8 protein-coding genes are annotated in these 8,180 nt (G+C 39.3%); 5 read left to right on the forward strand and 3 right to left on the reverse strand.

Annotated features, from left to right (window positions below):
* Positions 1-375: 375 nt before the first annotated feature.
* The 3 genes from ASF86_RS17010 to ASF86_RS17020 all read right to left on the reverse strand — a co-directional run bounded on the left by ASF86_RS17010 (position 376) and on the right by ASF86_RS17020 (position 2,819).
* Positions 376-936, reverse strand: a complete 561-nt coding sequence (locus tag ASF86_RS17010) for a hypothetical protein (protein WP_056483913.1) — start codon at positions 934-936, stop codon at positions 376-378.
* A 182-nt stretch (positions 937-1,118) separates the two neighbouring features.
* Complete coding sequence (gene hemJ / locus ASF86_RS17015) at positions 1,119-1,571, reverse strand: protoporphyrinogen oxidase HemJ (protein WP_056483916.1); 453 nt, start codon at positions 1,569-1,571, stop codon at positions 1,119-1,121.
* A gap of 18 nt (positions 1,572-1,589) precedes the next feature.
* A complete protein-coding gene (locus tag ASF86_RS17020) occupies positions 1,590-2,819 on the reverse strand; it encodes a beta-ketoacyl synthase N-terminal-like domain-containing protein (RefSeq protein ID WP_003653298.1) in 1,230 nt (409 codons plus the stop codon).
* Between the two features lie 300 nt (positions 2,820-3,119).
* Between ASF86_RS17020 and ASF86_RS17025 the strand changes: the two genes are divergently transcribed.
* From ASF86_RS17025 to ASF86_RS19465, 5 genes are all read left to right on the forward strand, one after another.
* Positions 3,120-4,439 (forward strand): EcsC family protein, encoded by a 1,320-nt coding sequence (locus tag ASF86_RS17025; protein WP_056483919.1) that lies wholly within the window; start codon positions 3,120-3,122, stop codon positions 4,437-4,439.
* Positions 4,440-4,638: 199 nt separating this feature from the next.
* On the forward strand, positions 4,639-5,013 hold the full coding sequence (gene rpsL / locus ASF86_RS17030) for a 30S ribosomal protein S12 (protein WP_002050319.1): 375 nt from the start codon (positions 4,639-4,641) through the stop codon (positions 5,011-5,013).
* 160 nt (positions 5,014-5,173) lie between these two features.
* Positions 5,174-5,644, forward strand: coding sequence for a 30S ribosomal protein S7 (gene rpsG / locus ASF86_RS17035; protein WP_004638185.1), 471 nt, complete (start codon positions 5,174-5,176; stop codon positions 5,642-5,644).
* 177 nt (positions 5,645-5,821) lie between these two features.
* Positions 5,822-7,960, forward strand: a complete 2,139-nt coding sequence (gene fusA, locus ASF86_RS17040) for an elongation factor G (RefSeq protein ID WP_004641624.1) — start codon at positions 5,822-5,824, stop codon at positions 7,958-7,960.
* 93 nt (positions 7,961-8,053) lie between these two features.
* Positions 8,054-8,180: GTP-binding protein (locus tag ASF86_RS19465; RefSeq protein ID WP_227508804.1), on the forward strand; the 127-nt coding region annotated here is incomplete at its 3' end.

Genomic DNA, 8,180 nt, shown 5'->3' on the forward strand with positions numbered 1-8,180 from the left:
TCCTAGATCATAACGAATATAGATACACATAGTGTTGATTTTTATAGATATAATTTTTCAACGATGTGTATGATACGATAGTAAACAATTAAAATAGTAAACAAAAATGTCAAGATCAATAATATATACCAATCACATATTTTCTGCGTAAAAATAACGAGATTTTCTGTATAGAATAGAAACAGGCTTCATTATTTTTATTGTTTGTATACTGCCTTATCACAAGCCAATTTGGAATAAGCGCGTTATATTTTTTTCAATAATTTGAATTAAGTAAGCGTGATTTTCTTGTTTAGATAAGTATTTCTGATTTATAAGAATTCTCATTTACATTAAGCAAAAGATGTTACGTTCAAAGAAAGACTGATTATTTAGTTACAAATGAAGTTGAGGTGAACAGATAATATTTGGGATTTTCCCAGAGCAAATGTCACGGGCAATTTCACCTTGTTGTTCAATGTTATAAGAGCTAAACGCCTTGTGGGGAGAGTAGGTGTATTTATAGGGATTGTAATTTTTAAAGCTAAGATAATAGGCCGATTGCAACAATGCACCTTTAAGTAGTACATGAATACCTTTTTGATATTGCATGACATGAGTGAGTTCGTGAATAAAAATACCCTGCATAAATTTAGATTCTAGAGCGTAATTTTCACTGTAGTCGGAAGGGTTGACGTAAATATTTCCATTTGGTGCCATAAAAATACCGCAAGACTGCCAAGGAAGGTAGCGAGTAGCGATAATTTTAGGTTGTTCACAATTGAGCATGTCACCGAAAACAAGTTGTGCTAATACTTTTTCTTGAGTCGTTAGATATCTGATGGGATAGTTTTTTAAGTGACGAAAAATAAAAAGCGTAAGACGTATAAATTGTTGTTGGGTTGAGTGTTTAAGGGCAGTAAGGGTTAGCATAGCTTTGCCATTAAATGAGTTCATCTATTTCTTTAGGATAGTATAGATTACTTATTAGTAAATAAAGGGTCAGAGTTACTCATTGGGTATAACTTTAAGAGAGCGTTGATTTTATGCTTTTGATTGAAAAAGTTAAATATAGGGATAACTCTGCGAGTTTTTATTGTCTAAATTAAAGGAATTGCTCAGAAAAGCAAAAGCCCCAGTTAAAACTGAGGCTTTACGACAACTAAAATCACTACAGCAAATAAGATTAAAGTTGGCATTTCATTAAAGAAACGCCAGAACTTATGTGATTTATAGTGTGCATTTCCGATAAGTTTTTTACGATAGTAGCCACATACCAAATGGTAGATGATTAATAAAGCGACTAAAGCAACTTTAAGATAAAACCATGTTGCCTGATGGTAATGTCGAGTTGCATCGCCCCATTCGACAAGAAAATGGGCGGTAATTAATGTGGCAATCATAGAAGGCCACATAATTCCGCGATACAACTTACGTTCCATTACTTCAAAGCGTTGATGACTAGCTGCATCTTCACTCATGGCATGGTAAACATATAAACGTGGTAAGTAGAACAAAGCAGCGAACCAACAAACCACAGCAATAATATGTAATGCTTTTACCCACAAAAAAGCATCAGAAGGTGCATCCATTGATAATCCTACGTGGGATTATGCATCCCACTTCTTGAAAATAAGGCAAGCGTTAACACCGCCAAAGCCAAAACTGTTACTCATTACAGTATTCAATTTTGCATCACGTTTTTCAAGTACGATATCAAAAGGTTTTGCGCCTTCATCAAGTTCAGTCACATTGATGTTTGGTGCAATAAAGTCATTTTGCATCATTAGAACAGAGTAAATAGCTTCTTGTACGCCAGCTGCACCTAAGCTATGACCTGTCATAGATTTGGTTGAGCTAAGAGGAGGTACATTGCCTTCGCCAAATGCACGTTCCATTGCTTTAAGTTCTGTAATGTCACCAGCTGGAGTAGATGTACCATGTGTATTTACATAGTCAATTTTTTCTACGCCATGTTGTTTAGCTTCTTCAAGTGCCATTAATACACAACGTGTAGCGCCTTCACCACTTGGAGCAACCATGTCTGCACCATCGCTGTTTGCAGCATAACCAACAACTTCAGCTAAAATGTTGGCACCACGTGCTTGAGCGTGTTCAAGTGATTCAAGTACGACAAAACCACCACCGCCAGCAATAACGAAACCGTCACGGTCTGCTGAATATGGACGAGATGCTGTTTCTGGAGTTTCATTATATTTCGAGCAAAGCGCACCCATTGCATCAAATAATAAACTTTGAGACCAATGATCTTCTTCACCACCGCCAGCAAGCATAAGATCTTGTTTACCAAGTTGAATAAGGTTGTACGCATAACCAATTGCGTCAGCAGAAGTTGCACAAGCACTTGTAATGGTATGAGCAATACCTTGTAGTTTAAATGCAACACCTACGTTTGCAGTAATCGTGTTTGACATGTTGCGTGGTACGAAGAAAGGTCCTACTTTACGTGCACCTTTAGTCTCTAAAAGCTCTGTCATTTCAACAACAGATGCAGTTGAACCACCACCTGAACCGCCTGCGATACCGTAACGTGGATTACCACCGATTTGCTCAGCAGTAAGTCCTGCGTGTTCAACAGCAGCTACAGCAGCATTGTAAGCGTACATTGCACATACGCCCATAAAGCGTTTTAACTTACGGTCAATATGATCAAAATCTTGTTCCGCAGCAGCGCTCACATGACTTTTAAAATTGAGTTCAGCATAAGTTGGGTTAAAACGTGTCCCGGAGATTCCGTTTTGAAGTGAATGAGTAACTGCTTCTAAAGAGTTACCGATACATGAGTTAATACCCATACCAGTGATTACAACACGTTTCATCTACAGGTCCCTTTATGGTGATATTAAGAGTCTATGGTGATCAACAGCTATGAAAATGAATAGGAGAATATAGCTATAAGAAAACAAGACTCATGTTTTTTCGTTGTTAACATGATAGCAGAAAGGATTTTTATTTCTTATGGCAAATCTTTATGACAATTTTACATTTAAAAAAAATAACTAAATACATGGTATGTTGCATTTAGGGTTAACTAAAATACACACATACAAGTTGAGATAAATCCACATTCCACCTAGTATTTATGTCTAATTAGATAAATTAAAAAATCGAGGTACTTGATGACAAAATTCAATAATAATCAATCTGACAATTTGTTTTCTCAGGTCTTCGGAGTGGCTAAAAAGCTCAGTTCTACAGGATTGAGTATCTTGCAACAGAGCCAATCAGGTGATGTAAGTAAGGTAATTGAACCAATTCCAGCTGGTAAAACGGTTGAAGGTAGATCGAGAACAAAAAGCCCATTTGAAGTTGAGCAATATGAAAGTCCTCAACAAATGCTTCGAGAACAATTACCGAAAGTAACTCGTCAGGTCTTTGGACGGCATTTTACAAAAGTAAATGGTGTGGCTACATTTCTTTCCCCAGATTGGGATCAAAAAGTTTCAGGCTATTTATTTGATTGGTTGAATGACTTTAGTTCAAAAAGCACCTTAACTGAAAAAATCTTGGAAGAAGCGGGGGCTAAAGATTTATTTGAACTAACTAAGGATACGGGCCGTTCTCAACGTTTAAGTCAGGCGCTCATTGAACAAAACAAATTAATTGCGACAATACAAGGGGCAATCACAGGTGTGTCCGGTGTGGTTGGCGCTGCTGTAGATGTTCCTGTTTCACTCGTTTTGGTCTTGAGAACGATTTATCAGACAGGAAGATCACATGGCTTTGACCTTCAAGAAGTTACTGACCAAGATGTTGTCGAGTTTATCTTTAAAGAAGTGGATATTAGTCTGATTGCTGAAAAGCAAACTTTATTGTTAGCTTTAAAAACATTACGAAATATGTTGGAAACGCAAGATATTCATCAATTTCAGCAAGTGTTAGGTTCAACTACTGATTTTGATACTTTAAAGAACTGGTTAGTCGATGAAGACGGAGAGTTTAAATGGGGGTGGTTAAATCGTATTCCGAAGCTCTCTGCCTTTGGTAAAGTTACCCCAATTGCTGGTGCTGTTTTAAGCGCAGTGTATAGCTGGAAACTACAAGAAGATGTTGGTCATAAAGCACAAGCTATCTTTGGAGCTGCAAGACATTATTTAAATGAACATCCAAGTGAGCATTTATCTCCGCTACAGGCTTATTATGCTGCGGTTACACTCATTCAGAAAGCCAGTCCACGTCTTTTAAATGCTGGTGAAGATGGCAATATTCACGCTGCGCATCATCATGAAGTAGAAAATCATGATGTAATTTCAAAAGTATCTATTGTCTTAAAGCCGACAGAAAGTAAAAAGAGCGAAGAGAAAATTCAGGAAAATGTTCATCAGGGTATCGAGCAACTTGCCGATAAACATGTAGAGGAACATGAGCATACTGAGCAAAAACCAGCTTTAGCTCCAGAGGAAGATGAGGAGGGGCTGGATGATAAAAAATACTCTTAACAATACGCTTACAAATAAGAGGTTTAAAAATAAAATTTGAACTCTATTTAAATTTGTAAGTTATCCTGTCAAAGATTGATATGGTCAACATTTGGTAAGTATTGCCGTGTTGACCATTTTTGCATCTTAGCTTACAATTATGTGCCCTTAAAAAGAGGTATTTCTTTTTAAGGTTTTTTAATAACGGGAGAATTGCCATATGGCAACAACGAATCAGTTGATCCGTAAGGGTCGTACGACTTTGGTTGAAAAATCCAAAGTTCCTGCGTTGAAGGCTTGTCCACAACGTCGTGGTGTTTGTACACGTGTTTATACAACTACACCTAAAAAACCTAACTCAGCTATGCGTAAGGTTTGCCGTGTTCGCTTAACTTCAGGTTTTGAAGTATCTAGCTACATCGGTGGTGAAGGTCATAACCTACAAGAGCACAGTGTTGTTCTTATCCGTGGTGGTCGTGTTAAAGACTTACCAGGTGTACGTTACCATACCGTTCGTGGTTCATTAGACTGTGCTGGTGTTAAAGATCGTAATCAATCACGTTCTAAATACGGTACTAAGCGTCCTAAGAAGTAATTCTAGGAAACTAGTCCAATAAGCCCTTTAGCGTTTCGCTTGTTTGAATTCTTCATAGATTTGTAATTCAAGCGACGTATAGTAAGGCCAGCGTCGTGTACATGACACTTGTACAAACTGCTGGATTATCCTGAAGTGTCATATTATTAGGTGTATTAAAATGCCAAGACGTCGCGTAGTCGCTGCTCGTGAGATCCTTCCAGATCCAAAATTTAGCAGCCAAACAATCGCTAAATTCATGAACCACGTAATGCAAGATGGTAAAAAATCTGTTGCTGAAGGTATCGTTTACGGTGCTTTAGAACGTGTTCAAGAAAAAAACAAAGTAGACCCAGTTGAATTTTTCGAGACTACTCTTGAAAAAGTTCGTCCTATGGTTGAAGTAAAAGCACGCCGTGTTGGTGGTGCTACTTATCAAGTACCTATGGAAGTACGCCCATCCCGTCGTACTGCCTTAGCGATGCGTTGGTTAGTAGATGCTGCTGCTAAGCGTTCTGAAAAAACGATGGCTTTACGTCTTGCTGGTGAGTTGCTTGATGCAGCTGAAGGTAAAGGTGCAGCAATCAAAAAACGTGAAGACGTGCATCGTATGGCTGAAGCCAACAAAGCCTTCTCTCACTACCGTTTCTAAGCGGATAAAACAGTCCCTAATCAGGAGAATATTCATGCGTACAGCAGCTCGATTCAACATTGCTCTTTATCAAAGTGGGAGCTTTGCGGGTATTTAAGTTGCCTGCTTGGATATTTGTACGCATCAATTTAATTGATGCGTCCTGTTTTAAATATAACATTTAGGAATGTAGACATCATGGCTCGCCAAACCCCAATTAGTAATTACCGTAACATCGGTATTTCTGCGCACATTGACGCAGGTAAAACAACTACAACAGAACGTATTTTGTTCTACACAGGTGTATCTCACAAAATTGGTGAAGTACACGATGGTGCAGCAACAATGGACTGGATGGAACAAGAGCAAGAGCGCGGTATTACAATTACCTCGGCTGCTACAACTTGTTTCTGGTCTGGTATGGGTAACCAATTCGAACAACACCGTATCAACGTAATTGACACCCCGGGACACGTAGACTTCACAATCGAAGTTGAACGTTCTATGCGTGTTCTTGACGGTGCGTGCATGGTTTACTGTGCAGTTGGTGGCGTACAACCTCAGTCTGAAACTGTATGGCGTCAAGCAAACAAATATAAAGTGCCTCGTTTAGCATTCGTGAACAAGATGGACCGTACTGGTGCAAACTTCTTCCGTGCTGTTGAGCAAGTTAAAACTCGTTTAGGTGGTAATCCTGTACCTATCGTTGTGCCAATCGGTGCAGAAGATACGTTTGCAGGTGTTGTTGACCTTATCGAAATGAAAGCGATTATCTGGGATGAAGCATCTCAAGGTATGAAGTTTGAATATGCTGAAATTCCAGCTGACCTAGTTGATACGTCTAATGAATGGCGTACCAAAATGGTTGAAGCTGCGGCTGAAGCTTCTGAAGAATTAATGGACAAGTACCTTGAAGAAGGTGATCTTTCTAAAGAAGAGATCATTGCAGGTTTACGTGCTCGTACATTAGCTTCTGAAATTCAAGTAATGCTTTGTGGTTCTGCGTTCAAAAACAAAGGTGTTCAACGTATGTTGGATGCTGTAATTGAATTCTTACCATCACCTACAGAAGTTAAAGCGATCGAAGGTATCCTTGACGACAAAGACGAAACTAAAGCGTCTCGTGAAGCATCTGACGAAGCTCCGTTCTCTGCGTTAGCGTTCAAAATCATGAACGACAAGTTCGTAGGTAACTTAACATTCGTACGTGTTTATTCTGGTGTTCTTAAACAAGGTGATCCGGTTTATAACCCAGTTAAATCTAAGCGTGAACGTATCGGTCGTATCGTGCAAATGCATGCGAACGAACGTCAAGATCTTGATGAAATCCGTGCAGGTGATATCGCAGCGTGTGTAGGTCTTAAAGACGTTACTACTGGTGATACATTATGTGATGAGAAAAACATCATTACACTTGAGCGTATGGAATTCCCAGAGCCAGTAATTTCATTGGCTGTTGAACCAAAAACTAAAGCTGACCAAGAAAAAATGTCAATTGCTTTAGGTCGTTTGGCTAAAGAAGATCCATCGTTCCGCGTTCGTACAGACGAAGAATCTGGTCAAACAATTATTGCTGGTATGGGTGAGCTTCACCTTGACATCATCGTTGACCGTATGAAGCGTGAATTCGGTGTTGAAGCGAACATTGGTAAACCAATGGTTGCTTACCGCGAAACAATCAAAAAGACTGTTGAGCAAGAAGGTAAGTTCGTTCGTCAAACAGGTGGTAAAGGTAAATTCGGTCATGTATATGTTCGTTTAGAGCCTATGGATGTTGAAGAAGCTGGTAAAGAATACCAATTCGCTGAAGAAGTTGTCGGCGGTACTGTACCTAAAGAATTCTTTGGTGCGGTTGACAAAGGTATTCAAGAACGTATGAAGAATGGTGTATTAGCTGGTTACCCTGTTGTGGGTATCAAAGCGACATTATTCGATGGTTCTTACCATGATGTCGACTCTGATGAATTGTCGTTCAAAATGGCTGGTTCGTACGCTTTCCGTGACGGTTTCATGAAAGCTGATCCTATCCTTCTTGAACCAATCATGAAAGTTGAAGTAGAAACTCCAGAAGACTACATGGGCGATATCATGGGTGACTTAAACCGTCGTCGTGGTATGGTTCAAGGTATGGATGATCTTCCTGGTGGAACAAAAGCAATTAAAGCAGAAGTTCCATTGGCTGAGATGTTTGGTTACGCGACTCAAATGCGTTCTATGTCTCAAGGTCGTGCGACTTATTCTATGGAATTCGCTAAATACGCTGAAACTCCACGTAACGTGGCTGAAGGCATCATCGCTAAGTTCCAGACTGGCGGTAAAAAAGGTGACGACGAGTAATCTTTCGATTACTATAAGCCCAAACTAATTCTTAGTTAAAACCAAGCGCTCGTGCAGTGACCCTGCATGAGCAGTTTATAAAGGAAGATCATCATGGCTAAAGCCAAGTTTGAACGTAATAAGCCACACGTAAACGTGGGCACAATCGGTCACGTTGACCATGGTAAAACAACTTTAACTGCTGCGATTGCAACTATTTGTGCAAAAACTTACGGCGGTG

It is taken from the genome of Acinetobacter sp. Leaf130 (assembly GCF_001423205.1).
Taxonomy (GTDB): Bacteria; Pseudomonadota; Gammaproteobacteria; order Pseudomonadales; family Moraxellaceae; genus Acinetobacter; species Acinetobacter calcoaceticus.